General features: G+C 65.5%; 27 protein-coding genes. 12 read left to right on the top strand and 15 right to left on the bottom strand.

Translation table 11 applies throughout. The features are described 5' to 3' along the window. Positions 1-161: 161 nt before the first annotated feature. The 3 genes from DBO85_RS03830 to pyrC form a co-directional block, all read right to left on the bottom strand. Complete coding sequence (locus DBO85_RS03830) at positions 162-380, bottom strand: bacterioferritin-associated ferredoxin (RefSeq protein ID WP_108105418.1); 219 nt, start codon at positions 378-380, stop codon at positions 162-164. 312 nt (positions 381-692) lie between these two features. Next, positions 693-1,367 (bottom strand): ribonuclease T, encoded by a 675-nt coding sequence (gene rnt / locus DBO85_RS03825; protein WP_108105416.1) that lies wholly within the window; start codon positions 1,365-1,367, stop codon positions 693-695. Then, a complete protein-coding gene (gene pyrC, locus DBO85_RS03820; protein ID WP_108105414.1) occupies positions 1,364-2,410 on the bottom strand; it encodes a dihydroorotase in 1,047 nt (348 codons plus the stop codon). Before pyrC ends, rnt begins: the two co-directional genes overlap by 4 nt. Positions 2,411-2,578: 168 nt before the next feature. Between pyrC and DBO85_RS03815 the strand changes: the two genes are divergently transcribed. From DBO85_RS03815 to DBO85_RS03785, 7 genes are all read left to right on the top strand, one after another. Further along, a complete protein-coding gene (locus DBO85_RS03815) occupies positions 2,579-3,466 on the top strand; it encodes a flagellar protein MotY (RefSeq protein ID WP_108105412.1) in 888 nt (295 codons plus the stop codon). A 75-nt stretch (positions 3,467-3,541) separates the two neighbouring features. Then, positions 3,542-4,759: an argininosuccinate synthase gene (locus tag DBO85_RS03810; protein ID WP_108105410.1), complete on the top strand. Its 1,218-nt coding sequence runs from the start codon at positions 3,542-3,544 to the stop codon at positions 4,757-4,759. A gap of 72 nt (positions 4,760-4,831) precedes the next feature. After that, entirely contained in the window at positions 4,832-5,224 is a 393-nt protein-coding gene (gene gloA / locus DBO85_RS03805) for a lactoylglutathione lyase (RefSeq protein WP_108105408.1), read from the top strand. 79 nt (positions 5,225-5,303) lie between these two features. Beyond that, positions 5,304-6,320 carry a Leu/Phe/Val dehydrogenase gene (locus tag DBO85_RS03800; protein ID WP_108105406.1) on the top strand — a complete coding sequence of 339 codons (1,017 nt, stop codon included), beginning with the start codon at positions 5,304-5,306 and terminating at the stop codon, positions 6,318-6,320. An 81-nt stretch (positions 6,321-6,401) separates the two neighbouring features. Next, a complete protein-coding gene (gene pdhA, locus DBO85_RS03795; protein ID WP_108105404.1) occupies positions 6,402-7,490 on the top strand; it encodes a pyruvate dehydrogenase (acetyl-transferring) E1 component subunit alpha in 1,089 nt (362 codons plus the stop codon). Continuing rightward, positions 7,483-8,469, top strand: a complete 987-nt coding sequence (locus DBO85_RS03790) for an alpha-ketoacid dehydrogenase subunit beta (RefSeq protein WP_108105402.1) — start codon at positions 7,483-7,485, stop codon at positions 8,467-8,469. Before pdhA ends, DBO85_RS03790 begins: the two co-directional genes overlap by 8 nt. Before the next feature lie 20 nt (positions 8,470-8,489). Then, positions 8,490-9,605: a dihydrolipoamide acetyltransferase family protein gene (locus DBO85_RS03785; RefSeq protein WP_108105400.1), complete on the top strand. Its 1,116-nt coding sequence runs from the start codon at positions 8,490-8,492 to the stop codon at positions 9,603-9,605. 168 nt (positions 9,606-9,773) lie between these two features. Here DBO85_RS03785 and DBO85_RS03780 read toward each other — a convergent pair whose 3' ends face one another. The 6 genes from DBO85_RS03780 to DBO85_RS03755 form a co-directional block, all read right to left on the bottom strand. Next, positions 9,774-10,625 carry a universal stress protein gene (locus DBO85_RS03780; RefSeq protein ID WP_108105398.1) on the bottom strand — a complete coding sequence of 284 codons (852 nt, stop codon included), beginning with the start codon at positions 10,623-10,625 and terminating at the stop codon, positions 9,774-9,776. Between the two features lie 14 nt (positions 10,626-10,639). Next, positions 10,640-12,262: a SulP family inorganic anion transporter gene (locus DBO85_RS03775; RefSeq protein WP_108105396.1), complete on the bottom strand. Its 1,623-nt coding sequence runs from the start codon at positions 12,260-12,262 to the stop codon at positions 10,640-10,642. Between the two features lie 526 nt (positions 12,263-12,788). Continuing rightward, complete coding sequence (locus tag DBO85_RS03770) at positions 12,789-13,676, bottom strand: alpha/beta hydrolase family protein (RefSeq protein ID WP_108105394.1); 888 nt, start codon at positions 13,674-13,676, stop codon at positions 12,789-12,791. 425 nt (positions 13,677-14,101) lie between these two features. Further along, positions 14,102-15,088: an L-histidine N(alpha)-methyltransferase gene (gene egtD, locus DBO85_RS03765; RefSeq protein ID WP_108105392.1), complete on the bottom strand. Its 987-nt coding sequence runs from the start codon at positions 15,086-15,088 to the stop codon at positions 14,102-14,104. Between the two features lie 2 nt (positions 15,089-15,090). Further along, positions 15,091-16,377 (bottom strand): ergothioneine biosynthesis protein EgtB, encoded by a 1,287-nt coding sequence (gene egtB, locus DBO85_RS03760; protein ID WP_108105390.1) that lies wholly within the window; start codon positions 16,375-16,377, stop codon positions 15,091-15,093. A gap of 24 nt (positions 16,378-16,401) precedes the next feature. Next, on the bottom strand, positions 16,402-16,710 hold the full coding sequence (locus DBO85_RS03755; protein ID WP_108105388.1) for a hypothetical protein: 309 nt from the start codon (positions 16,708-16,710) through the stop codon (positions 16,402-16,404). 95 nt (positions 16,711-16,805) lie between these two features. On the opposite strand from DBO85_RS03755, the gene DBO85_RS03750 reads away from it, so the two are divergent. Together DBO85_RS03750 and DBO85_RS03745 are read left to right on the top strand one after the other, a co-directional pair. After that, the gene (locus DBO85_RS03750) at positions 16,806-17,531 is read left to right on the top strand and encodes a substrate-binding periplasmic protein (protein WP_233356543.1); all 726 of its coding nucleotides are present in this window, start codon (positions 16,806-16,808) and stop codon (positions 17,529-17,531) included. Positions 17,532-17,593: 62 nt separating this feature from the next. Further along, positions 17,594-18,217 carry a hypothetical protein gene (locus DBO85_RS03745; RefSeq protein WP_108105384.1) on the top strand — a complete coding sequence of 208 codons (624 nt, stop codon included), beginning with the start codon at positions 17,594-17,596 and terminating at the stop codon, positions 18,215-18,217. A gap of 38 nt (positions 18,218-18,255) precedes the next feature. Here the strand turns inward: DBO85_RS03745 and DBO85_RS03740 are convergent, their stop codons facing one another. Beyond that, complete coding sequence (locus tag DBO85_RS03740) at positions 18,256-18,603, bottom strand: DUF805 domain-containing protein (protein WP_233356542.1); 348 nt, start codon at positions 18,601-18,603, stop codon at positions 18,256-18,258. Between the two features lie 212 nt (positions 18,604-18,815). On the opposite strand from DBO85_RS03740, the gene DBO85_RS03735 reads away from it, so the two are divergent. The 3 genes from DBO85_RS03735 to DBO85_RS03725 are packed head-to-tail and all read left to right on the top strand — an operon-like array spanning position 18,816 to position 20,811. Then, positions 18,816-19,124 carry a DUF2288 domain-containing protein gene (locus tag DBO85_RS03735; RefSeq protein ID WP_108105382.1) on the top strand — a complete coding sequence of 103 codons (309 nt, stop codon included), beginning with the start codon at positions 18,816-18,818 and terminating at the stop codon, positions 19,122-19,124. Between the two features lie 23 nt (positions 19,125-19,147). Continuing rightward, the gene (locus DBO85_RS03730) at positions 19,148-20,038 is read left to right on the top strand and encodes an NAD(P)-dependent oxidoreductase (protein ID WP_108105380.1); all 891 of its coding nucleotides are present in this window, start codon (positions 19,148-19,150) and stop codon (positions 20,036-20,038) included. Beyond that, on the top strand, positions 20,035-20,811 hold the full coding sequence (locus DBO85_RS03725; RefSeq protein ID WP_108105378.1) for a hydroxypyruvate isomerase family protein: 777 nt from the start codon (positions 20,035-20,037) through the stop codon (positions 20,809-20,811). Before DBO85_RS03730 ends, DBO85_RS03725 begins: the two co-directional genes overlap by 4 nt. A gap of 143 nt (positions 20,812-20,954) precedes the next feature. On the opposite strand, the gene DBO85_RS03720 is transcribed toward DBO85_RS03725, so the two are convergent. The 5 genes from DBO85_RS03720 to DBO85_RS03700 form a co-directional block, all read right to left on the bottom strand. Beyond that, a complete protein-coding gene (locus DBO85_RS03720) occupies positions 20,955-21,401 on the bottom strand; it encodes a hypothetical protein (RefSeq protein ID WP_108105376.1) in 447 nt (148 codons plus the stop codon). 143 nt (positions 21,402-21,544) lie between these two features. Further along, positions 21,545-22,483 carry a class I SAM-dependent methyltransferase gene (locus tag DBO85_RS03715; RefSeq protein ID WP_108105373.1) on the bottom strand — a complete coding sequence of 313 codons (939 nt, stop codon included), beginning with the start codon at positions 22,481-22,483 and terminating at the stop codon, positions 21,545-21,547. A 273-nt stretch (positions 22,484-22,756) separates the two neighbouring features. Further along, positions 22,757-23,680 (bottom strand): class I SAM-dependent methyltransferase, encoded by a 924-nt coding sequence (locus tag DBO85_RS03710; RefSeq protein ID WP_158268871.1) that lies wholly within the window; start codon positions 23,678-23,680, stop codon positions 22,757-22,759. 585 nt (positions 23,681-24,265) lie between these two features. After that, on the bottom strand, positions 24,266-25,219 hold the full coding sequence (locus DBO85_RS03705) for an NAD(P)H-dependent flavin oxidoreductase (protein ID WP_108105369.1): 954 nt from the start codon (positions 25,217-25,219) through the stop codon (positions 24,266-24,268). Positions 25,220-25,314: 95 nt separating this feature from the next. Beyond that, positions 25,315-26,493, bottom strand: coding sequence for a vWA domain-containing protein (locus DBO85_RS03700; protein WP_108105367.1), 1,179 nt, complete (start codon positions 26,491-26,493; stop codon positions 25,315-25,317). Positions 26,494-26,571: the final 78 nt, after the last annotated feature.

The following is a 26,571-nucleotide window of genomic DNA, read 5'->3' as shown; positions in this document are numbered from 1 at the left end:
GCAGGGGCAGGGTGTCAAACCTAAGTGTTTGAATTCAAATGCGAATTTTTCTCATGAGAAAATGCATTCGGGATTGCGCGGCGAATGGCTGCCGCAGACGCGGATTTTCAGCCGCAGGAATCGGCAAATAGAGGGGCTTGGAGGGTAGAAAAGGTAGGCGATCAGGCGGCGCTGAATTGCGCCGGGTAGGCGAGGGATGCCTGGCTGCTCTGCAGGTCACCGAGGGTTTCACGAACGACCTGCTTGGCAAAGCAGGCGCATTTGCCGCACTGGGTGCCTACGCCCAGCGTCTCGCGCACGTCACGGTAGCTGCAGCAACCCTCATAGATTGCATCCTTGATCTGGCCGTCGGTGACGCCTTGGCAGAGGCAGACGTACATGCGAGAAACCTGCGCGGGTGAGTGATGGAAGGATACTAATGTTAATGAGAATGCGTGTCAAAAAGATTGTTCATTGAGCTGGGTAGGAAGTGGACGAGCGGTGCTATCCGCTGGTAATGAGGCGGCCCGATAGCTGGGTGGGAAGGTGTGGCACGGAGATTGGGCCGCAAGGCCCAGCGTGGGTTGGCGAGTAATGCTCAACTGTTGGGCTTGGCTGCGCCCAGCGCCAACCTACGGGGGCGTGAGGTTGGTGCGTGCTCTGTAGGTTGGGCCGCCAGGTCCAGCGGAATGTCGAGACAGGGGCAGCTTGGGTCAGTCGTCGAAATCCTGCCAGCCGCCCATTTCCTTCCAGCGGTTGACCACCGCGCAGAACAGCTCGGCGGTCTTTTCCGTGTCGTAGCGTGCGGAGTGTGCCTCGCGCCCGTCGAAATCGATGCCGGCCGCCTGGCAGGCTCGTGCCAGCACGGTCTGGCCATAGGCGAGGCCGGCGAGGGTCGCGGTATCGAAGCTGGAGAAGGGGTGGAACGGGTTGCGCTTGATCTCGCAGCGCGCGGTGGCGGCATTGAGAAAGCCCAAATCGAAGCTGCTGTTGTGTCCGACCAGAATGGCGCGCTTGCAGCCATTGGCCTTCACCGCCTTGCGCACGCCGCGGAAAATCTCGTGCAGTGCATGATCTTCGCTCACCGCCATGCGCAGCGGGTGGTCGAGTTTGATGCCGGTGAACTCCAGCGCCGCCGCTTCGATGTTGGCACCTGCAAAGGGTTCGATGCGATGGAAATGGGTGTGCTCGGGGAACAGGAAGCCCTGTTCGTCCATGCCGATGGTCACCGCGGCGATCTCCAGCAGGGCGTCGGTGGCGCAGTTGAAGCCGCCGGTCTCTACGTCCACCACCACCGGCAGGTAGCCACGAAAGCGCGCGGCCATTGGGTGACGCGGGCCGGGCGGCAGGCTGCCGTCGAGTTCGTCTTCGAAATTGTCTTCACTCACGCGTGTTCCTCCAGCAGGCGCCAGCGCAGCTTTTCACCGGCGCGCAGCGGAATGACGGTCTGCTCGCCCAGCGGCAGTTCGGTCGGGGCTACCCAGTCCTCGCGGATCAGGGTGATGTGGTCGGTATTGCGCGGCAGACGATAGAAATCCGGGCCGAAATGGCTTGCGAACGCTTCCAGCCTGTCCAGCGCGCCGCGTTGCTCGAAGGCTTCGGCGTAGAGTTCGATGGCGGCAAAGGCCGTGTAGCAGCCGGCGCAGCCGCAGGCGGCTTCCTTGGCGTGGCGCGCATGCGGCGCCGAATCCGTGCCGAGGAAGAACTTCGGGCTGCCGCTGGTGGCTGCGTCCAGCAGGGCTTCCTGATGGGTGTTGCGCTTGAGGATCGGCAGGCAATAGAAGTGCGGGCGAATGCCGCCAACTAGCATGTGATTGCGGTTGTAGAGCAGGTGGTGCGCGGTGATGGTCGCCGCCACGTTGGCGGAAGACTCGCGCACGAACTGCACCGCATCGGCGGTAGTGATGTGCTCGAAGACCACACGCAGCTGTGGGAACTGCTCGACCACCCGGCGCATGTGCTCATCGATGAAGGCCTTTTCGCGATCGAACACGTCGATCTCGCTGCGCGTCACTTCGCCATGCACCAGCAACGGCAGGCCGACCTCGGCCATGGTCGCCAGCACCGGGAAGATCGCGTCGATGCTGGTCACGCCGGAATCCGAGTTGGTGGTGGCGCCGGCCGGATAGAGCTTGGCTGCATGGACGAAGCCGCTGGCCTTGGCCTGGCGGATGTCCTCGGAGCTGGTGCGGTCGGTGAGATAGAGCACCATCAATGGTTCGAAGCGGCTGCCGGTGGGGCGTACATCGAGAATGCGCTGGCGATAGGCGCCGGCCTGCTCGGCGTTGCGCACCGGCGGAACCAGGTTCGGCATCACGATGGCGCGGGCGAAGCTGCGCGCGGCGTCACGCACGGTATGGGCGAGGACACCGCCGTCGCGCAGGTGGATGTGCCAGTCGTCGGGGCGCAGCAGGGTCAATCGGTCGGACATGCGGGATTCCAGGCGGGTGTAGGCAGGGTTGCAAGCATGCGACGCATGCTACCGGAAAATGCCGGCGAAGCCGACCGGGGGCTGCACCGCGCGCAGCATGCTGCGTGGCGCTCAAGTTTTCCGCGCGCGCCCCGATACCCGTTCAGTAGCCCATTCCAGGAGCGTGCCGTGCGCTTGCGTCCTCTCGCCGTGTTTTTCCTGTTGGCCAGTCAACCTGCGCTGGCGATCACCTTCCAGACTCGGCTGGAGAACGTCGAGTGGACGGTGACGGGGGACAAATTCGAGTGTCGCCTGGCGCAGCCGGTCAGTCAGTTCGGCAGTGGCGAGTTCGTTCGTCGCGCTGGCGAGCAGGCGACCTTTCAGCTGAGTGCGCGCGAGCGCTGGATGGGGCCGGGCAGCGCTACCCTGCTGGCGGCGGCCGCGCCCTGGCAGCCGGGGCGCGGCGACATCAATCTGGGGCGGGTGACGGTAGGAGACGGTGAGGTGCCCTTCACCAGCTCCCAGGAGCAGGCGGCACGCCTGATGACCGGTCTGCTCGAGGGGCGCAGCCCGGTGGTTCGGCATCGCACCGCCATGGGCGGGGATTCGCTCGAGGTTCGCCTGCTGCCGGCGCGCTTCGGCAAGGCTTACGAGGAGTATCTGACCTGCACGCTCGGCCTGCTGCCGGTGAATTACGATCAGATTCGCCAATCGCAGATCGGCTTTCCCAGCGGCGGTGTGGAGTTGGAGCCGCTGTCGCAGGCCAAGCTGGACATCATCCTGCAGTACCTGGAAGCCGATCCGAGCGTCAACCGCATCACCCTCGACGGGCACTCCGACAACAGCGGCAATCGACTGACCAACCGCGACCTTTCGCGCCGGCGCGCCCAGGCGGTGATGGACTATCTGACCGGTCAGGGCATTCCGGCCGAGCAGATCACCCTGCGTTTCCACGGTGAGCGTTATCCGCTGGTGGCCAACAACAATGCGGCCAATCGGGCACAGAATCGTCGCGTCACCCTGCGCCTGGATCGCGAGGCGGTGGTCAGCGAGCAGCCGGCCATCGCACCCGACTGAGCCCGCGCCCCTGTAAATCGACCGCCGCGACCGGTAGAATCACGGGCTTTTCCGTACTACCCGTGGAGCAATGGCATGGCGGACGTAAACAAGGTTGTCCTGGCTTATTCCGGTGGCCTGGACACCTCGGTGATCCTCAAGTGGCTGCAAGACACCTACAACTGCGAAGTGGTGACCTTCACCGCCGACCTCGGTCAGGGCGAGGAGGTCGAGCCGGCCCGTGCCAAGGCGCAAGCCATGGGCGTCAAGGAAATCTACATCGACGACCTGCGCGAAGAGTTCGTGCGTGACTTCGTCTACCCGATGTTCCGCGCCAACACCGTCTATGAAGGCGAGTACCTGCTGGGTACCTCCATTGCCCGTCCGCTGATCGCCAAGCGTCTGATCGAGATCGCCAACGAGACCGGCGCCGACGCCATCTCCCATGGTGCCACGGGCAAGGGCAACGACCAGGTGCGCTTCGAGCTCGGCGCCTACGCGCTCAAGCCGGGCGTCAAGGTGATTGCCCCCTGGCGCGAGTGGGATCTGCTGTCGCGCGAGAAGCTGATGGACTACGCCGAGAAGCACGCCATCCCGATCGAGCGCCACGGCAAGAAGAAGTCGCCCTATTCCATGGATGCCAACCTGCTGCACATCTCCTACGAAGGCGGCGTGCTGGAAGACACCTGGACCGAGCACGAAGAAGACATGTGGCGCTGGACCAAGTCGCCGGAGGCGGCGCCGGACTCCCCGACCTACATCGAACTGACCTACCGCAAGGGCGACATCGTCGCCATCGACGGCAAGGAAATGAGCCCTGCCAGCGTGCTGGCCGAGCTGAACCGCATCGGTGGCGAGAACGGTATCGGTCGTCTGGACATCGTCGAGAACCGCTTCGTCGGCATGAAGTCGCGCGGCTGCTACGAGACCCCCGGCGGTACCATCATGCTCAAGGGCCACCGCGCCATCGAGTCGATCACCCTGGATCGCGAAGTCGCCCACCTCAAAGACGAGCTGATGCCCAAGTACGCCAGCCTGATCTACAACGGTTTCTGGTGGAGCCCCGAGCGTCTGATGCTGCAACAGATGATCGATGCCTCCCAGGCCAACGTGAACGGTGTGGTGCGCCTGAAGCTGTACAAGGGCAACATCATCATCGCCGGACGCAAGTCCGACGACTCGCTGTTCGATGCCAACATCGCGACCTTCGAGGAAGACGGCGGCGCCTACAATCAGGCCGATGCCGGTGGCTTCATCAAGCTCAATGCCCTGCGCATGCGCATCGCGGCGGGCAAGGGCCGCTCGCCGCTCTGAGCCGCTAGCGGGTTTTACCCAAGCCCCGGCCACAAGCCGGGGCTTGTCATTTGGACACCGAGGAGACTGACGATGCGCCTTTTGCACACCATGCTGCGGGTCGGCGATATGGACCGTTCCATCAGCTTCTATACCGAAGTGCTGGGCATGACCCTGCTGCGCCGCAAGGACTACCCGGAAGGCAAATTCACCCTGGCCTTCGTCGGTTACGGCGACGAGGCGCACAACAGCGTGCTGGAGCTGACCCACAACTGGGGCGTCGACAGTTACGAGCTGGGCACCGCCTACGGCCACATTGCGCTGGAAGTCGAGGACGTCTACAAGGCCTGCGAAGACATTCGCGCCCGGGGCGGCAAGGTCACCCGCGAGGCCGGGCCGATGAAGCACGGCAGCAGCATCCTGGCCTTCGTCGAGGATCCGGACGGCTACAAGATCGAGCTGCTCTCACCCAAGCGCGCCGACTGAAGACCATTCGCCCGTGCCGCAGGGCGACCCCGGCAGGGCCTGCCTATACTCCCTGGAAAGCGCTCCAGGGAGACCCCGCATGTTCCAGTCCATGGAAGCCGCCCGCCTCGAGGCCCTGCACCTGGCCCAGGATCCCTGCGGCCTGCGTGCCATCGTCGCCATCCACCACACCCGCCTGGGTCCGGCACTGGGTGGCTGTCGTTACCTGAGCTATGCCGACGAGGCGTCCGCCATCGAGGATGCCATTCGCCTGGCTCGCGGCATGAGCCGCAAGGCGGCGCTCGCCGGTCTGCCGCTGGGCGGCGGCAAGGCGGTGATCATCCGCCCACCCTATCTGGGCAATCGCGCAGAGCTGTTCGAGGCCTTCGGTCGTTTCATCGAGACCCTGGCCGGGCGTTATATCACCGCAGTGGACAGCGGCACTTCGAGTGCCGACATGGACTGCATTGCCAACCAGACCAGTCACGTCACCTGTACCACCGCCAACGGTGACCCTTCCGCACACACCGCGCTGGGTGTCTTCGCCGGCATTCGAGCCACCGCCCAGGCGCGGCTGGGCAGCGACAACCTCGAAGGGTTGCGCATTGCGATTCAGGGACTGGGCAACGTCGGCTTCGCCCTGGCCGAGCAATTGCACGCAGCGGGGGCAGAACTGTTGGTCAGCGATCTCGATCCGGGACGGTTGCAACTGGCGATCGAGCAGTTCGGCGCCCAGCCGGTAGCGGCCGAGGCGCTGCTGACAACGCCCTGCGACATACTTTCGCCTTGCGCCCTGGGGGCGGTGCTGGACAGTCGGGCGATTGCCCACCTGCGTTGTGCGGCAGTCGCCGGGGCGGCGAACAATCCGCTGCTCAGCGAAGACCTGGCCAGCGAGCTGGAAGCCCGCGGCATCCTCTATGCGCCGGACTACGTGATCAATGCCGGCGGCCTGATCCACGCGCACCTGAGTCACGAAGGAACCGCGCCCGGCGTCATTGCTGCGCAACTGTCGCGCATTCCGCAGCGGCTCACCGAACTCTTCGCCCATGCCCAGGCCGAGAAGCGCTCGCCGGCCTGGGTGGCGGAACGCATGGCGGAGCGAATGCTCTACGACTGATTCGAGTGTCCCCGGTGGGCTGCGGGTCACCCCTTGCAGCCGCACCGCAACGAGGCGCCCAGAAGGTGCCGAGGAGGGAGCATGCAGGACCTGCCGTTCACCCGCTTTCTGGCTGCAAACGGCCAGCTTGCCAGCGATGCACCGGCCTGGAGTGCCGAGTCGCAGCCGCTGCAGCAGCTCTATCGGCAGATGGTTCTGACCCGTCTGTTCGACCAGAAGATCGTCGCCCTGCAGCGCACCGGCCGCATCGGCACCTTCGCTCCGGCCCTTGGCCAGGAGGCGATAGGCGTGGCCATCGGCAGCCGCATGCAGGCCGAGGACGTCTTCGTTCCCTACTACCGCGACAGCGCGGCGCAGCTGATGCGCGGCGTGAGCATGGAGGAGATCCTGCTCTACTGGGGCGGTGACGAACGCGGCAGCGACTACCGCGCGGCCTCTGCGGTGCAGGACTTTCCGGTCTGCGTGCCGATCGCCACCCAGGCCCTGCATGCCTGCGGCGTTGCCACGGCGTTCCGCATCCGCGGCGAACATCGCGTGGCAGTCACCACCTGCGGCGATGGCGCCACCAGCAAGGGCGATTTCCTCGAGGCCCTCAACGTCGCCGGTGCCTGGCAGCTGCCGGTGGTGTTCGTGATCAACAACAACCAGTGGGCGATCTCGGTGCCGCGGCGTATCCAGTGCGCCGCGCCGACCCTGGCGCAGAAGGCGCTGGGGGCCGGTATCCCGGGCGAGCAGGTCGACGGCAACGATGTGATCGCCGTCTGCGAACGGCTGGATGCGGCCTTGCAGCGCGCCCGTCAGGGCAAGGGGCCGACGCTGCTGGAATGCCTGACTTATCGGCTCGGTGACCACACCACGGCAGATGATGCCAGCCGCTATCGCAGCGAGGAGGAAGTGCGCCAGGCCTGGCGCGAGGAGCCGATTGTGCGTCTGCGCACGCTGCTGGCCGGTCGCGGCGATTGGGACGAGGAGCGCGAGCAGGCCCTGGTCGCGGATGCTCAGCTGCGTCTGCAGCAGGCAGTGGAGCGCTTCGAGGCGATTGCCCCGCGGGCACCCGAGGCGCTCTTCGAACATGTCTACGCGAGCTGGCCGCAGGCGCTGGCGGAGCAGCGCGAGACGCTGCTGGAGCGGCTGCGTCGGCAGGCGACGCAGGGGGTGGCGCATGACTGAGCGCAGCTACAGCCTGCTCGAGGCGGTGAACCTGGCGCTGCACCGGGCCATGCACGACGACCCGAACGTGGTCCTGCTCGGCGAGGATATCGGCGTCAACGGCGGCGTGTTCCGTGCCACCCTGGGCCTGCGCGAAGCCTTTGGCCTGAAGCGGGTGATGGACACGCCGCTGGCCGAGAACATGATCGCCGGACTGAGCATCGGCATGGCCGCCCAGGGCCTCCGGCCGGTGATGGAAATCCAGTTTCTCGGCTTCATCTATGCGGCGATGGAACAGCTGGTGTCACATGCCAGTCGCCTGCGCAACCGCACCTGCGGCCGACTCAGCTGCCCGCTGGTGGTCCGCGCACCGATGGGCGCCGGCATCCGCGCGCCTGAGCATCACAGCGAAAGTGTCGAGGCGCTGTTTGCCCATATCCCCGGTCTGCGGGTGGTGGTGCCCTCATCGCCGGCGCGCGCCTACGGCCTGCTGCTGGGAGCAATCGATGATCCCGACCCGGTGATCTTCCTCGAACCGACCCGGTTGTACCGGATGAATCCGCAGCCGCTGATCGACGACGGCCGACGCCTGCCGCTGGACAGCTGCTTCACCCTGCGTGAAGGCAGCGACCTGACGCTGATCAGCTGGGGTGGTGCGCTGGTCGAGACGCTGCAGGCAGCCGAACGCCTGGCCGAGCGCGGCATCGCCGCCGAGGTGATCGATCTGGCCAGCATCAAACCGCTGGACCTGCAGACACTCGAAGCCTCGGCGCGCAAGACCGGCCGTGTGGTGATAGTGCAGGAGGCGCCCGTCAGCGGTGGCATCGCTGCCGACATCTGCGCGGCGCTCTACGAGCGGGTCTGGTTCGAGCTGCAGGCACCGATCATGCGGGTCTGCGCGCCGGATATTCCGCCGCCGCTGTACCGCCTCGAGCCGCTGTACATGCCCGAGGTCGGCGAGATTCTGGCGGCCTGCGAAAGGGTCCTCGACTTCGGCTGAACAGCAGGGGAGCACTAAGCATGGCGAGCAAGTACTTCAAGCTTCCGGATCTGGGCGAGGGCCTGCAGGAGGCCGAGATCGTCGAGTGGCACGTGCAAGCCGGACAGCAGGTCAAGGCCGACCAACTGCTGGTCTCGGTGGAAACCGCCAAGGCCATCGTCGACATTCCTGCGCCGCAGGACGGCGTGATCGAGCGCTGCTACGGCGCGCCCGGTGATGTGCTGCATGTCGGCGAAAAACTGTTGGCCTATGTCGGCGAAGAGCCGGGCGCGACCGTGGTCGGAGAGCTGCAGGCCGGCAGCGGGCACAGCGCGGACAGCTTCTGCATCGGCGCCGCGCCTTCCAGCCGCGACTACCTGCCGCCGCGCGCCACACCGGCAGTGCGCCAGCTGGCGCGACGCCTGGGGGTGGACCTGGCCACGCTTGCGGGCAGCGGTGCGGACGGTCTGGTGACGCTGGCGGATGTCGAGGCTGCAGCCGGCAGCACGGTCTTCAGCGGTGGCGAGAAGCTGCGCGGGGTGCGTCGCAGCATGGCGCAGAACATGGCCCGCGCGCACGCCGAGGTGGTCCCGGTGAGCATCCACGCCGATGCCGACCTGCACCGCTGGGGCGCAGCGCGCGACCCGCTGATTCCGCTGGCGAAGGCGATTGCCGCGGCCTGCCAGGCCGAGCCCATCCTCAATGCCTGGTTCGATGGCCGCAGCCAGACGTTGCTGCGCCATCCGCAGCTGGACCTGGGTATCGCCGTGGATACCCCGGACGGGCTGTTCGTGCCGGTGCTGCGCGATGTCGCCGGGCGCAGCAGCGAAGATTTGCGCGACGGCATGCAGCGGTTGCGTGCGGATGTCCGCGCCCGATCGATCCCGCCGCAGGAGATGATGGGCGCCACCCTGACCCTGACCAACTTCGGCACTCTGTTCGGACGCTACGCCAGCCCGGTGGTGGTGCCGCCGCAGGTGGCGATCATCGGCGCCGGCAGTATCCGTGACGAGCCGGTCGCGCGGGCTGGCCAGGTGTTAATCCATCCGGTCCTGCCGCTGTCGCTGACCTTCGATCACCGGGTGGTGACTGGAGGCGAGGCGGCGCGCTTTCTGCGCGCGCTGGTGCAGGCGCTGGAGGCGGGCGAGGCTGGGTAGGGTGAGTCCGGCGCCGCAGGTGCTGCGTCCATGCAGCTCGTGTGCCTTGAGGCTCCTGGCTTCAGCTCGGTAGGCGGCATCTGCATCTGGATGCCCAGGCACAAGTGAACTGCGCGCGCAGCCTCGCCTGAAGTGCCCGGGCGGCCGCACCAGCCGCCCAGGACGCGCTCAGCGCAACATCAGCAGCGGGGTGCGAGTGGTGCGCAGCATGCTCGCGGTGGTGCTGCCGATGAGGAATTCGCGGATGCGCGAATGGCCGTAGGCGCCCATCACCAGCAGGTCGATGTCGTGCTCGGCCTGGTAGGCGTGCAGCGCCGGTTCGATCTCGCCGGAGCGGATCGCGCAGGTAGTGGCGAGGCCGGACTCCTGCAGCAGCTTGCCGGCGCTTTCCAGTTGACTACGGTTTTCGCCGCTGTCGGCACCGATCATCAGCAGGTGCACCGGCAGACCCTGCGCCAGCGGGCTGGCGGCGAGCATGGCAACGCCCTTGCGGGTGGTGGCGCTAGCGTCGAACGCCAGCATCAGGCTGCGTGGCGGACGGAATTCGGCAGGGGTTACCAGCACCGGGCGGTGCATCACCCGAATCACGCTTTCCAGTTGGCTGCCGACCTGGTCGGCAGCGCTCTGGCTGTCTTCGCCCTGACGACCGATCACCAGCAGGCGGATCTGCTCTTCCAGCTCGCGCAGGGTGTCGACCAGACTGCCGTGGCGCTGACGCATGGCGGGTTCGCTGATCCCGGCAGTGCGGGCGCGCTCGCGCGCCGCTTCAAGCAGGCCACGACCCTGTTCCAGGGCCAGACGGCTGCGCTGCTCGTCTAGGTTGGCCAGCTCTTGCAGCAGGTTTTCGCGGCTGCCCAGGCCGATGTTGCCACTGAGGTCGGCCGCCACTGGATAGTGTCTGTGGTCGAGCACGTGCAACAGGGTCAGCGGTGCGCTCAGGCGCTGGCTGGCCCAGGCGGCGTAGTCGCAGACGGCGGGAGCGCAGCGGGAGGCATCGATGCAGCCGATTACCTGGGTCATTGTCATTCTCCTTGTCAGTGGCCCATGAGCTTGTCGATGGCGTCGGGTTTGTCATGCACCCCGAAGCGGTCGACGATGGTGGCGCTGGCCTCGTTCAGGCCGAGCACCTCGACGTCGGTGCCTTCGCGGCGGAACTTGATCACCACCTTGTCCAGCGCGGCGACGGCGGTGATGTCCCAGAAGTGCGCGCGGGACAGGTCGATCACCACCTGGGCGATGCCCTCACGGAAGTCGAAGCCGCCGACGAACTTCTCTGCCGAGCTGAAGAACACCTGGCCGACTACCTGATAGCGGCGCAGGTTGCCGTCCGCTTCCAGCTGCGAGTCGATGCGCAGGTAATGGCCGATCTTGTTGGCGAAGAACAGCGCGGCCAGCAGCACGCCGGCGAGCACGCCGTAGGCGAGGTTATGGGTAAAGACCACCACGACTACCGTCACCAGCATGACGATGTTGGTCGACAAGGGGTACTTGCGCAGGTTGCGCAGCGAGTCCCAGCTGAAGGTGCCGATCGAGACCATGATCATCACCGCCACCAGCGCGGCCATCGGGATCTGCCCGACCCAGTCGCTGAGGAATACCACCATCAGCAGCAGCAACACGCCGGCGGTCAGCGCCGAGAGGCGACCACGGCCGCCGGATTTCACGTTGATGATCGACTGGCCGATCATCGCGCAGCCGGCCATGCCGCCCATCAGCCCGGAAGCGATGTTGGCCACGCCCTGGCCCTTGCACTCGCGGTTCTTGTCGCTGGGGGTGTCGGTCAGGTCGTCGACGATGGTGGCGGTCATCATCGACTCGAGCAGACCGACCACGGCCAATGCGGCGGCGTAGGGGAAGATGATCGCCAGGGTCTCGAAGGTCAGCGGCACTTCCGGCCAGAGGAAGATCGGCAGCGTGTCGGGCAGCTCGCCCATGTCGCTGACGGTGCGGATGTCCAGGCCCAGGAGCATGGACACGCCGGTCAGCAGGACGATGCAGATCAGCGGCGACGGCAGCACCAGGTTGCGGCTCCAGCGCGCCAGTACCACGAACAGCGCCATGCCGATACCGCCCACCATGAAGCCGACGCGAGGCTCGATGCTGCCGGCGATCAGGGCGAAGCCGAGCACCAGGAAGGGCACGCCGATACCGGGGAAGACCTTGCCGCCCAGCCACGGCAGGCCGTAGATCAACGCCAGCCCTGCGGCGGTCATCGCATAGACCGGCCAGGTGACGCCGGTCAGCTCCGGCAGCTGGGCCATGAAGATCAGGATCGCCAGCGCGTTGACGAAGCCGGTGACCACCGAGCGCGAGACGAAGCGCATCAGCGAGCCCAGACGCAGATAGCCGGCGCCGATCTGCAGCACGCCGCAGAGCAGGGTGGCGGCGAGCAGATATTCGAGGCCGTGGTTCTTCACCAGCGTCACCATCAACAGCGCCATGGCACCGGTGGCTGCGGAGATCATCCCGGGGCGGCCGCCGACGAAGGCGATCACCACGGCGATGCAGAAACTGGCGTAGAGACCGACCTTGGGGTCGACGCCAGCGATGATCGAGAAGGCGATGGCCTCCGGAATCAGCGCCAGCGCCACCACGATGCCGGCCAGCAGGTCGCCGCGGATATTGAAGAACCAGGTTTGCTTGAGGGTTTGCAGCATGATCTTTTCCGTTCTGATGGCGTCGCCACTGCACGGGGGATGCAGGCCGGTGCCAATTCGTATTGACGCAGGGAGCGGTGAAACAACGATCGCAGACGGCAGCGAAGCGACCGGCGACGGCAATGCGGACGGGCGCCATCGGGCGCTCATCGAAGGCGGGGGCGTTACGCTATGGCGGACTGATCTGCCGGGCGTTTTGCGAAGAGGGCATGGCGAAGGTCGCTTTGCAGTATTGCGAAAGCGCGGCAGTCTAGCAGCCCGAGGCGCCGTGGGCGACCGCAAGAGTCTGTGGGGTACGAGTTGGCCAGACAGGCGTGTAGCGTGCGCGAGACCTGGCTACCGCCATAGGACGGGAGCTGGTCTGTGCGCTCGAGGCGCGCGCATCGTGCGCGGATCATTTGCGACGATTCGGCGCAATGCGCTGTGCTTGTTGCGTCCTACGTGGGGACGCTTCTACGTAGGGCGGATTAGCCGCAAGGCGGGGTAATCCGCCGTGAGTTGGGGGCCAGCGCAGCGTCCGAGCAGATCAAGCCGCCATGACCCTTGCAGTGTTCTCGAACCAGCCCAACGCCTGCTCCCAGAGTGGCTGGGCGTCGGCCCGGAAGTAGCCCATGTGGCCGATGCGCGCGGGACCGTCACGGCCCGGCTGCAAGTCCAGTGCCTGGTAGGGCGCCTGGCTGTAGGCGGCCATGAAGGCATCGCGCGAGCGTGGCATCGCCCAGAGATCGTCGGTGGCGTTGGCTGCCACTATCGGGGTGCGCACCTTGGCGAAGCGCTCGATCAGGCCGGCGGCCAGCTCGGGATCATCGAAGAAGTAGCGCGGATAGCGGCACCAGCGTTTCCAGTCGCGATAGACCCCCAGGGGCAGGTTCTCACCCATGCCCAGGCGCTTCCAGGCCAGGTAGCCCTTGGCGCGGACCACCAGCGGACCAACCAGATTCCACATTGCCAATACCCGCAGGCGTTCACTGGCCGGCATCCAGCCATGCCAGCCGGCGCCGGTGCCGAAGGTGTAGAAGCCGTCGATCTTGTGATGGTTGGGTAGCAGGCCGAAGGCGTGACCGCCGAAGGAATGGCCCACGCAGAACAACGGCAGTGTCGGCTCATGCAGCACTTCCACCGCCTCGCTCAGGTCCAGGTGCGCCCAGTCCAGATAGCGCATCTGAAAGCCCTTCAATCGCTCAGGCGCCGAGCGACCTATGCCCCGATAGTCGAAGGTCAGGGTGGAATAGCCTTGCCGAGCGGCGAATTCGGCAAAGCGCCGGTAGAACCCCTGGGGCACGCCTGTGGCACCGGCCACGATCAGGTGTGCGCGAGGGTTGACCGCGGGGTAGAGGGTCGCGCTGAGCGGATAGCCGTCTGCGGCAAGCAGCTGCAGCGGTTCCGCCCGCACGGGAAAGTCGGATTGGCTCATTGCGCGGGTCCTTGAATGCCAAGATGGGTGGCGGATAAATATATAGACCAGTCGGTCTATTTTTCGCAAGCGAATTGTCTGGTCTGGAGCGCGGCCGGGGTGTCGGCAAGCAGGGTGCGATGAGAGACCTGTATGACGCGCTGGCGGCGAGTCGCCTGAACCATCCTTCGGCACCCTCTCCCGGTGGGAGAGGGAAAAGCCGCGCATGCCCTTCATAACCACACAGCGCCATCGCCCCACAGCTGTCCTTCTCCATGCGGGAGAAGGTGGCGCGCAGCGCCGGTTGAGGGAAACATCGGCGTGCAGGGTGGTGGGTGTGGCCGGGGTGCTGGCGCACAGGCTGCCATGTGAGACCTGGATCAAGTGCTGGCGGCCGATTGCCCAAGCCATCCCTCACCGTCAGCCGATATCGCCGCTTCCGAACGTCAGGCCACCGCCATCGGCCCGCGTGGACCGGTCTGCAGGTAGTGGACGCTGAACAGCTGCTGCGGGTCGGTCCACAGCGCGCGAGGAGTGAAGCCCGCCGAACGCGCCAGGTCGCAAAAGCTCTCGACGCTGTACTTGCAGGAGATTTCCGTGTGCAGGCTTTCGCCGGCAGCGAACTGGAAGCGGCGGCCTTCGATGCGTACCTGCTGCGCGCGCGGGCTGAGCAGGTGCATTTCGATGCGGTTGAGCGCCTCGTTGTAGAAGGCGCGATGGACGAAACGGTCTGGCTCGATATCGCTGTCCAGCTCGCTTCTGATGCGTTCCAGCAGATTCAGGTTGAACGCCGCAGTAACGCCCGCGGCGTCGTTGTAGGCGGCTTCGAGAACCCCCTGGTCCTTTATCAGGTCGACGCCGATCAGCAGCCCGCCGCCCAACGGTAGAAGCCCGTGCAGATTGAGCAGGAAGCGCCGCGCCTCGACCGGGGTGAAGTTGCCGATGCTGGAGCCGGGGAAGAACGCCAGCGGCCGGCTGCTGCGCAGCTCCGGCGGCAGCTGCAGCGGGCGGGAGAAGTCGGCGCAGGCGGCGTGCACCTCAAGCCAGGGGTAATCGGCGGCAAGTTGCTGGGTGCTGCTGCGCAGAAAATCCCGCGAGATGTCGATGCCCAGGTAGCTGGCCGGACGCAGGCGTTCCAGCAACAGACGCACCTTGCGACTGGCGCCGCTACCCAGCTCCAGCAGGCAGGCTCCGGGGCCGGCCAGCGCGGCGATGTCGTCGGCGGCATCGCGCAGGATCTGTTCTTCGGTACGGGTCGGGTAGTACTCCGGCTGCAGGCAGATCTGCTCGAACAGCTCCGAACCGCGCTGATCGTAGAAGTGCTTGGGCGAGATGGCCTTGGGCGTCGCGGCAAAACCGGCGAGTACGTCCTCGCGCAGCGAGTCGGCGGGCTGGTCATCGTGCTGATCGTGAAAGCGTATCGCCAGAGCCATGTTCAGGCCTCCGTTGCCAGACGCAGGCCGGCGAACTGCCAGCGCATGTGCGGATAGAAGAAATTGCGGTAACTGGCGCGGATGTGCTCCTCGGGCGTGGCGCAACAGCCACCCCGCAGGACCATCTGCCCGGACATGAACTTGCCGTTGTATTCGCCGAGGCTGCCCTCCAGCGGCGCGAAACCGGGATAGGGGCGGTAGGCGCTGGCGGTCCATTCCCAGACATCGCCGAACAGCTGGCGCAGAGCGTTGCCGCGGCCGCCCTGGGGTTGCAGCAGATCGCTCTCGAGAAAGGTGCCGCGCAAGGGTTGATCGGCAGCGGCGACTTCCCACTCGGCCTCGGTCGGCAGACGTGCACCCGCCCAGCGGGCGTAGGCGTCAGCCTCGAAGAAGCTGATGTGGCAGACCGGCGCGTGCGGCTCGAGCGGGCGCAGGCCGGCGAGGGTCATTTCCTGCCATTGGTTGTCGATCCGCGTCCAGTACAGCGGCGCTTGCCAGCCTTCACGCTGGATCAGATCCCAGCCGTCAGCCAGCCACAGCTCGCAGCGCTGATAGCCGCGGTCTTCGATGAAGGTCAGGTAGTCGAGGTTGCTCACCGGGCGGCTGGCGAGGCGGAACGCTTCGAGGAACTGCCGGTGGCGGGGGCGTTCGCAGTCGAAGGCAAAGCCGTCGCCGGCATGGCCGACGTGCCGCAGTCCGGCAGGGAACTCCAGCCACTGCAGGGCCGCATCGCCGCCCGCCGGGGGCTTCAGGTCGTCGCGATAGGCAGGCCGCATGGGGTTCTGCGCGAAAATATGGCGTATATCCATCAGCAACAGTTCCTGATGCTGCTGCTCGTGCTGCAGCCCCAGCTCCAGCCGCCGCTGGATCTCCCCCGCGTGGGCCGGCGGCGGGGCAGCCAGCAGCTCGCCCATGCCCTGGTCGACGTGTCGACGGTAGTCGAGCACCTGCCCCAGAGAGGGTCGCGCAAGCAGGCCACGCTGAGCACGCGGGTAGGGCGCGCCGTGGGTGCGGTAGTAGGAGTTGAACAGGTGATCGTAGTGCGGGTCGGGGGTTCGGTAGCCGGGCAGGAAGGGCAGCAGGAGGAAGGTTTCGAAGAACCAGCTGACGTGGGCCAGGTGCCATTTCGGCGGGCTGACGTCGGGCATGCTCTGGATCACGCAGTCTTCCGGCAGCAGTGGCGCGCAGATTGCTTCACTGCAGCTGCGCACCTGCCGATAGCGCTGCTGCAGATGCTCGAAGCACAGCAGTGCCGGTAGCGGTTGGGAGGTCTGGGCAGGCCGTCGCACGGGCAGCTTCCTGTCGGAGCGGGATCAGTAGTTGGGTGGCGTCTCGGGCAGAGTCGAAGGGTCTATGATCCATGGCATGGACCAGGGTTGCAGATGACAGCCCTTGTGCGTGAGGTCCAGGCGGGCCTGCTCTATCACGCCGTTCAGGCGCAGCGGATTGGCATATTGGGTTTGGTGAACATGGCTAATACTGAGCAAGGTGGTGCCGTCACCGTTCATCACGGTAAGCGCGAAGCTGTCGTCTTCCGGGTTGGCTCCGGTGACGCAGCCGTAGGGCTGGAAGGCGTCACTGGCGAGTTTCATCGCCGTGTCTATGTCGATGCGTTCGGTCATCGCGAGAATCTCTGCGCAGGGGCTTGGTGGATAGACCGGGGCGCTGGCCAAAAAGGTTCCCGGCAACCGACGAGCCGCACGCCGGGGCATCGCCGATGAGGTGGGTGCTGCTGTGTTGTGCACTGATCTCACCACTGTGCATGGCCGATGGGCATGCCTTGCGGGTGGGGTTCGGTACGCACAAGCCGCCCTATGTGTTCGAGGGCGAGCAACGCGGGCTGGAGGTCGAGATAGTCGCGGCGGCGATGCAGGCGGCCGGTCTGTCGATGAAGGTCGAGCACGCGCCCATGGAGCGCTTGCAACTGATGCTCAGCCGCCATCAGTTGGATGCGATGGCTACCACCAATGCGAGGGGCTCGGTGGAGGAGCACCTGTCGCAGCCGTATCTTCAGTACAGCAACATGGCGGTTGCGCTGAGCAGCCGGCAGCTGCGCATCGAGCGCATTGCCGATCTGTCGCAGTATTCGGTCAGCGCCTTCCAGCGCGCGCGATTTCTTCTGGGTGATGAGTTTCGCCAGATGGCCCAGAGCAATCCGCGCTACCGCGAGGAACCGCGTCAGATCACTCGCAATCGACTGCTCTACAGCGGGCGTATCGATGTGGCAATCGGCGACCCGCGGATCTTCCGTTACCTCGACGCGCTGGTCGCCGAGCAGGTCGATACCAGCCAGGCGCTGACCTGGTATCCGCTGTTTCCGCCCAGCGACTATCAGGTCGGTTTCCTCGACCCGCAGCTGCGCGACCGGTTTGACGAAGGCCTGGCGCTCATCCGCGACAACGGGGTGTACGCCGATATCCAGCGCCGCTACGCCGGGCACTGAAGCAGGGAATGTTTATCCGTAGCGCAGGGTCTACCCGTCGACTGTCATGACGGGGTGAACTGATGCAGATTCGCTTGATCGAGGGCCTGCAGTGGAACCTGCAGGAATCCGCAGAGGGCTGGTTGTGCAATGCAGGCGGGGAGAAGATCCACCTGCGCCAGGGCGACATGGACGGGGCCTGCGGTCCCTATTGCCTGGCCATGGCGATGCTTGCGCGCAACCAGTTGAGTCGGGCCCAGGCACGGGGCTTCGAACCGGTCGACGGGCGTAGCCGCTACGGCCGCCTGATGCGGGCACTTGAACATCATGAGCCACTGGTGCGAGTGGGCACCACGGGTGACGATCTGCTCGACCTGCTGGCGCAAGTGAACGACCGCGAGCACTTCGTCTGTCAGGGGCCGGGACTGGAGATCCTGCAACGCACCCGCGAGCATCTGGAGCGGGATCTGCCGGTACTGCTGGGCTTTCATGGGCGCAGGGAGAGCGGCATCAAGCACTGGGGGCTGGTGATAGGTTCGAGCGACGAGGCACTGTTCATGCTCGATCCGGCGCATCCGCTGCAACCCGGCTGTGCCTGGAATTCGCTGATCGCCACGCAGCCGGCTGGCTCGCGCTACGGCTATCGCTACGTGAATCCGAAGGGAACCTGGGCGGTGATGCTGAAGGAGATGCTGGCGCTGCTTTGAGGGGGGTGACCGGCGACGGGCGTCGCCGGTCGGATGGATCACAGACCCTTGGGGTTCGGACCGTACTGGTTCTCGCCCGGCTGGCTGTCCAGCGCCAGGAACACGATCAGCACGATACCAGCGATCGGAACCAGCGCCAGCAGCAGCCACCAGCCGCTACGGCCGGTGTCATGCAGACGGCGAATGGCTACGCCGATGCTCGGCAGCAGAACGGCCAGAGCATAGATGCCGCTCAGCACGCTGGGCATGCCGAGGATGCCGTCGATGATGCTCAGGACAATGCTTGCAATGACGCTGAAGAGGGTGAACCACCAGTATTCTGCGCGACGTGCACGGCCATCGAATACTGCGTATTTCTTGAGTACGTCTACATACCAATGAATCATATTTTTCTTCTGCTCCTATCCTTGTGTTCCCCGGCTGTTTGCTCGCCGACCCCTGGGGAAGGGCCGGCACCCCGCCACCATGCGTCAAAGCGCTGCGCGACTCAAGAGCGAAGCGTGGTCTGGCGCACGCGGATGCGAACGATTCCCTGTTTTGTAGGTCGCCTGCCGCGCCTGGCGCTATCATGTCGCCCCTTTTCAACGGCGGATCGATCATGAGCGAGCAGATTTCCCCCCTCTACGCCAAGTTGCTGAGCGAGACCGCGCGCATCAGTTGGCAGGAACTGCAGCCCTTCTTCGCCCGCGGCGCCCTGCTCAAGGTGGCGTTGGGCGAAGACCTGGTGGCGATTGCCGAAGCGCTCGCCGAAGATGACCCGGTGCGGGTTGCCACCTGGCTGGAGGGCGGCCAGCTGTGCAAGGTCGAAGCCGAGCAGGCGCAGGACTTCCTCGCCCGTGACCCGCAGCTCTGGGCGGTGGTGGTGGCGCCCTGGGTGATAGTCCAGGAACGCCCGGAAGACGAGTAGGGCCTTTTGCTGGAGTGATGCCGATGTCCGTTTCCCTGCCCTCTCTCTCCTTCGCTGGCATCGGCCTGATGGGCCTGCCGATGTGTCGCCGCCTGCTGGCCGCAGGCTATCCGCTGAAGGTCTGGAACCGCTCGCCGGACAAGTGCGCGCCACTGGTGGCGCTGGGTGCGGTCCAGGTCGCCACGCCGGCGCAGCTGTGTCATGGCAGCGAACTGGTGATGCTCTGTCTGGCCGATACCGCTGCGGTGGAGGAGGTGGTCTTTGCCTCAGATGGCATCGCCAGCGCCGCCCGGGCGGACCAGTTGCTGGTGGACTTCTCCAGTGCCGAGCCAGCTGCAACCCGCGCCATGGCCACGCGCTTGCAGGCGGCGTGCGGCATGCGCTGGGTGGACGCGCCGGTGTCCGGCGGCACGCCAGGCGCCGAGGCTGGCAGCCTGGCGATCATGGCTGGTGGCGCGCTGGCTGACATCGAGCGCATCAGACCGGTCCTGGCGCACCTGGGCCAGCGGCTGACGCGCATGGGCGAGGTCGGCGCCGGCCAGGTGACCAAGGTCTGCAACCAGATGATCGTCGCCTGCAATGCCCTGGTGATTGCCGAGGTGGTAGCCCTGGCCGAGCGCGCCGGAGTCGACGCGGCACTGATCGCCCCGGCGCTGGCCGGTGGTTTTGCCGACTCCAGGCCGCTGCAGATACTGGCCCCGCAGATGGCCGAAAGCCGCTTCGAACCGATCAAGTGGCACGTGCGCACGCTGCTCAAGGACCTCGACACTGCAGTGCGCCTGTCGCGCGAGCAGGGCAGTGCCACACCGATGAGCGGCCTGGCCGCGCAGCTGATGCGTCTGCATGGTAGCCAGGGCTTTCTGGCGCAGGACCCGGCCACGCTGGTGCAGCTCTATCGCGAGGATGAAGCATGAAGCTTTGCGCCAATCTGTCGCTGCTGTTTGCCGAGTTGCCGCTGATAGAGAGAGTGCGCGCGGCCCGCGTCGCCGGCTTCGACGGGGTGGAAATCCAGTTTCCCTACGAGCTGGCGGCGATTCGACTGAAGGAGGCGCTGGCGGCCGCGGGCCTGCCACTGGTGCTGATCAACCTGCCGGCCGGCGATCTGCTACAGGGCGGGCCGGGGCTGGCCGCGGTGCCGGTACGTCAGGTGCAGTTCGACGCGGCGCTGGACGAGGCTCTGACCTATGCGGCGATGGTCCGGCCGAGCTACGTCAACGTGCTGCCGGGGCGTCTTGCCGAGGGGGTCGAGCCAGAGCGGGCGCTGACGACTCTGGCGGGCAACCTGCGCCGCACCGCCGAAGCCTTCGCCGTGCTCGGCATTCGCGTGCTCTGCGAGGCGATCAACCCGCTGGACATGCCGGGGTTCCTGGTCAACACGCCGCAGCAACTGCAAGCGCTGCTGGATGTAGTCGACCACCCCAACTGCCAGGCGCAACTCGATCTCTACCACATGGCCCGTCAGGGCCTGGACCCGGCGGGCTGCGTTCGCCAGTTGGGTACAAGGATCGGCCATGTGCAGTTCGCCGATTGCCCCGGCCGCGGCGCCCCCGGCACCGGCAACCTGGACTTTTCAGCGGCCCTGGCGGCGCTGGACGAGATCGGCTACCAGGGCTGGCTGGGTGCCGAATACCGTCCTGCGCAGGAGGATTTCGCCTGGCTGCAGCGCTGGAAAAATACAAACCGGTAGGTTGGCGCTGAGCAAAGCGAAGCCCAACAGACAGTCTGTGGGATCACCTATGGGCAGGGAGTCGTAACGGTTTTTCGCTTGCAAGTCAGCGGATTACTAGGGGGTCCGGCTTATTGGGCCTTGCGGCCCAACCTACGTCTGGCTCAGGGCTGCGCGCAGACGTCCTGGGTCAGGTCCAGGCGGGCGATCTCGACGCCGTCGTTGCCGCTGTAGATGAAGCTGTAGGTTGCGCCCTGTTCCAGGGTCTTCTTGATGTCTGCGTCGTTGCAGGTGCCCTTCTTGATCTCGGGGCTGACTTCGGCGAGGAAGTCCATGTCGGCGAAGTCGGCAGAGGCGTACTTGGGCAGGCTATAGAAGTAGCTGATGCGCGCGCCGGGGCCGACCTTGGTGCTGTCCAGGCGGGTGTGCTCGTCCATCATCGTCGGACCCTTGGCATTGAACTCGTCCGCCACCTGGGTAAACCCCTTGATCAGAGCCTCCTCGGTGCGCTTGGCCTCTTCGGCTTCACGGTCGCCGCAACCGGATAGCGAGAGGGCGGCCAGGATGGCAGCCAGCAGGGCGAGGGGACGAGCCGATTGGTTCGAGGTCATGGCGGATTCCATTCGTGGAGGGGAGAGAGGCCGCGAGCGCGGCGTTTGGCATCATAGCCGCAGTCGATCGCCGGGCGCGAGCCTGCGCCGAGCGTCCTTGTAAACCTGGTACAGCGTGCGCCGACTAAGCCGGATCTGCAGCCTCAGTCGAGCTGGAACAGCAGCACCTTGAGCGCGGCGTCAGGGTCGATGTCAGCGAACTCAGGCGGGTTGTCCAGGCGCTCGACGAAGCGCAATGCGGGTGCCTCGCTGCGCATGCCTTCGATGAGAAACGCCGGGCTGGTCGCCGGGTCGTTCAGGCAGGCCAGCACCTGACCTTGCTCACCGAGCAGTTCCGGCAGGCGGCGCAGGACGCGTGCGTAGTCGCGGTCCAGGCTGAAACTGCCTTTCTGGAACGAGGGCGGGTCGATGATCAGCAGGTCGTAGGGGCCAAGCTTCTTCAGTTTGCCCCAGCTCTTGAACAAGTCGTGGTCGAGGAAACTGACCCGCGACAGGTCGTGCTGATTGAGCCGATGGTTGTCGCGGCCGCGACTCAGGGCTGCTCGCGCCATATCCAGATTGACCACCTGCTCGGCACCACCGGCGATGGCTGCCAGCGAGAAACCGCAGGTGTAGGCGAACAGATTGAGCACCCGCTTGCCCTGTGCGTTGGCGCGCACCCAGCGCCGGCCGAAACGCATGTCGAGAAACAGACCGCTGTTCTGCTTGCGGCCCAGGTCGATCAGATAATTCAGGCCGTCTTCGCTGATCCGTAGCTGCTCGACGGGCTCGCTGACCAGCCATTCGGCCTGGCTGTCTGCCGTATAGCGGTGTTGCAGCAGCAATCCGGTAGCCCCGCTGCGTTCCCAGGCAGGGCTCCCCGTCAGCTCCAGCAGCAGCGCTTTCAACGCCTGCAGCTGCTGCGCGTCGGGTTCGCGAAACAGCCCGACCAGCACCACACCCTGCAGCCAGTCCACGGTGATCTGCTCCAGCCCCGGCCAGCGCCGCCCCCGGCCATGGAACAACCGCCGGGCGTCGGCAGGCGGCGTATGCAGCGCTTCGCAGAGCTGCTTGTGGAGAATGGCGAGGGCGTCAGGTGTCATGCGTGGTACCGCTGGAGCAGGGCGCTGCATTCTAAAGGCAGAAGTGCTGCAGTTGGGCGCAGATCGGGGGCATGCAGATCGTTGGTGCGCAGGTCGTAGGGCGGATTAGCCGCCTTGCGGCGTAATCCGCCGTAGCGGGGCGACAGGAGAAACAGGACAGACGAGGTTCGCGCTGCACTGGCGCATGAACACTGCGATTGCGTGACTTGGCTGGTCTGGTCCTTCAAGCAACGCTCAGGAGGGAGCAGGCCCTCCATCCCCCTTGAGCAAGCTTCATATTCCGGGCTTCGAATCGCCGGATGACGCTGGCGGCTTGCGCGCCAGCACGGCGCCATAGGTGAAGGTACAGCGGCGCAAGCCCAGCAGCGGCGTCAGCAACGATGCGGCGATATGGCGCCAGCGCCAGAGCGGCAGTCGGCCTCGCGCCTTGATGATTTCGACGATGGCGAAGTAGGTGGCAAAGAGCGGCACATGGGCGACCGACGGGGCGACCTTCCACGACCAGTTCTCGATCTTCGGCTCGTCGAAACCCTGCGCGCGTAGCGCCGCGGGCAGCAGGTCCTGGCGGCACATCTCGGGTACGGCCCAGGACAGACACCAGCGCCAGTAGACCTTGGCCATCAGGCGAGACAGCACGCCCTTCTCCGGGAGTTCGCGCAGCAGCATGGCATCGACCATGAGGAAGTGACCGCCCGGCTTGAGGAGTCGGTAGGCCTCGGCAAGTACCGCCGCCTTGGTCGGGCCTTCCGCGTGGCAGGCGCTTTCTATCATGCAGACGGCATCGCAGCTTTCTGCCGGGAGTCCGGTGGCGGTGAAATCGACGCAGTGCATGCTGATGGCATGCCCGCGTTCGGCCTGCTCGTTGAGTCTTCGGCCTATCTCGATCTGGGTCGGCACGATGGTCACCACGTCGACCGCCAGTTCAGGGTAGCTGGCGACTGCCGAGCGGGCGGTTGCGCCGGTGCCGCCACCCAGATCCGCCAGGCGGGTCGGCCTTTCGAGCGGAAGTTGCAGGCGGGCGAGCACCTGCTGGTTCATCTCCTGAAGCATGGCTTCGCGGCGGAAGGGATTCATCCCCCAGCGCCAGTAGCCGAAGTGCATGTTCATCCCCCGGCTCCAGGTGCGGTAGTCCTCCGTTGCCGCGGTGTAGTACTGCAGCACCTGCTCGCGAATCTGTGCCTGACTGGGATGTTGCATGCCCGTTTCCATCTCGCTGCTGTCGGGGCGGGCGTCAGCCGATGAAGTGTCGTTCAAGTGAACCTCTGCTATCGGTAAGGGAATACGGTCTGCAGCCGCCGGTCAGCGGCATCCGCGGCGCAGCCTGCAAGAGCAGGGGCCATGCGGGAGATGTCGAATAGGGAAGATATCGCTGGTGGCGCGGATGAAGCGGGCGCCACCGCCTGGAGACGGGCGGAATGCGGAGGACGAGCAGGTTGTAGAAGGTCGAGTCCATTTGCCAGCTACCGAGTATCCGTGTCGGTGGCCCGTGGCGGCCGGATAAGGCGCCGGGTTCTGCAGTTTGTATACAGCAGCGCTTCGGGGTGGTCGAACTCGAAGCCGCAGGCTGTGGTCTGGCTCACGAAGAGCCGCTGCAAGGTTTGAGTCGAGAGCTTAAGTCAGGGACGGAGCAGGCTCTTCCTGACCCGGCACGCTCGGAGCTGTTGTATGGGTAGCAGCAAGACCGGGGGAAGATGGATTCGTCGAGGCGGAGCGGGGTGGCGCCCGGTGCCACATGGAAAAGGGCCCCGCAGGGCCCTTTCGATTGGCTGGAAGTGCTTCGCCTCAGCCCAGCTTCAGGCGTTCGCGTGCGGCCTGGTATTCGCGGGTCAGGCGGGCAACCACGTCCCTGGTCGGCAGTACCTCCTTGACCGCACCGACGCCCTGGCCGGCGCCCCAGATGTCGCGCCAGGCCTTGCTGCTGGTGGAGCCGAAATTCATCTTCGACGGGTCGGACTCGGGCAAATTGTCCGGGTCCAGGCCGGCGGCGACGATGCTGCCCTTGAGGTAGTTGCCGTGCACGCCGGTGAACAGGTTGGAGTAGACGATGTCCGAGGCGGCAGCGTCGACGATCATCTGCTTGTAGGTCGGGTCTGCGTTGGCTTCTTCGGTGGCGATGAAGGTCGAGCCGATGTAGGCCAGGTCGGCGCCGGCGGCCTGGGCGGCAAGGATCGAGTTGCCGTTGGAGATCGAGCCGGACAGCAGCAGCGGGCCGTCGAACCATTCGCGGATCTCGCTGATCAGCGCGAACGGCGACAGCGTACCGGCATGACCACCGGCGCCGGCGGCAACCGCGATCAGGCCGTCGGCGCCTTTCTCGATGGCCTTGCGCGAGAACTTGTCGTTGATCACGTCGTGCAGGACGATGCCGCCCCACTCATGGACCTTGGCGTTGACGTCCTCGCGGGCGCCAAGCGAGGTGATGATGATCGGCACCTTGAAGCGCGCGCAGACTTCCAGGTCATGCTCCAGGCGGTCGTTGGACTTGTGCACGATCTGGTTGACGGCGAAGGGCGCCGCCGGGCGATCCGGGTTCTGCGCGTTGTGCTCGGCCAGCTCGCGGGTGATGCGTTCCAGCCACTCTTCCAGCACATGTGCCGGGCGCGCGTTGAGTGCCGGGAAGGAGCCGACCACGCCGGCCTTGCACTGGGCGATGACCAGGTCTGGGTTGGAGATGATGAACATCGGCGAGCAGACCACCGGGATCGACAGGCCTTGCAGGATGGCGGGCAGGGACATGGTGACTCCACTTTCGATTGGCCGGGCTGCCCCGGCGGGCGGTTGCGGGATGCCCGGGTGGCCGCGTCATGGCCAGCGCACCCGGGCGTCAGTGATTACTTGGAGAGGAACTTCATGCCGTCTTCCAGGCCCTGCAGGGTCAGCGGGTACATGCGGTCCTCGACCAGCTCGCGGATGATGTTGGTCGAGCTGGTGTAGCCCCAGGCGTCCTTCGGGTAGGGGTTGATCCAGATGAGCTTCTTGTACTTCTCCATGAAGCGCTTCATCCAGACATAGCCGGCTTCCTCGTTCCAGTGCTCGACGCTGCCGCCGGCCTGGGTGACTTCATAGGGCGCCATGGCCGCGTCGCCGACGAACACCACTTTCCAGTCCGCCGCGTACTTGTGCAGCAGATCCAGCGTGCTGGTGCGCTCGGAGGTGCGGCGCAGGTTGTTCTTCCACACGCTCTCGTAGATGAAGTTGTGGAAGTAGAAGTACTCGAGGTTCTTGAACTCGGTCTTGCAGGCGGAGAACAGCTCCTCGCAGACCTTGACATGGGCGTCCATCGAGCCGCCGATGTCGAACAGGATCAGCAGCTTGACCGTGTTGCGCCGCTCCGGGCGCATCTGGATGTTGAGCAGGCCGCCGTCCTTGGCGGTGTGGTCGATGGTGCCGTCGAGGTCGAGCTCCTCGTGGGCGCCCTGGCGGGCGAACTTGCGCAGCCGGCGCAGCGCGACCTTGATGTTGCGCGTGCCCAGCTCGACCTGGTCGTCGAGGTTCTTGTACTCGCGCTGGTCCCAGACCTTGACCGCCTTGCCCTGGCGCTGGCCGGCGTCGCCGACGCGGATGCCCTCGGGGTTGTAGCCGCCGGAGCCGAACGGGCTGGTGCCGCCGGTACCGACCCACTTGTTGCCGCCGGCGTGCTTTTCCTTCTGCTCCTCGAGGCGCTTCTTGAACTCCTCGATCAGCTTGTCCAAGCCGCCGAGGCTCTGGATCTGCGCCTTCTCTTCATCGGTCAGGTGCTTCTCGAATTCCTTGCGCAGCCACTCGTCGGGGATCATCGCCTCGATATGCTGGTTGAGGTTTTCCAGACCCTTGAAATAGGCCGCGAAGGCACGGTCGAACTTGTCGAAGTGACGCTCGTCCTTCACCAGGATCGCCCTGGCGAGGTAGTAGAACTCGTCCATGTCGGCGAACACGACGTTGTGCTTGAGCGCGTTGATCAGATCGAGCAGCTCGCGTACCGATACCGGCACCTTGGCCGCGCGCATTTCGTTGAACAGGTTGAGCAACATACACGTGCCCCTGAAAGAATCATTGATTGCCGCGGGGCCAGTCGACTGGCCAGGGCTGCACGGTGTGAGGGCTGAGCG

It is taken from the genome of Pseudomonas mangrovi (assembly GCF_003052585.1).
Classification (GTDB): Bacteria; Pseudomonadota; Gammaproteobacteria; order Pseudomonadales; family Pseudomonadaceae; genus Aquipseudomonas; species Aquipseudomonas mangrovi.
Note: the sequence above shows the minus strand (reverse complement) of the source record. Positions and strands in the feature narration are given on the sequence as shown.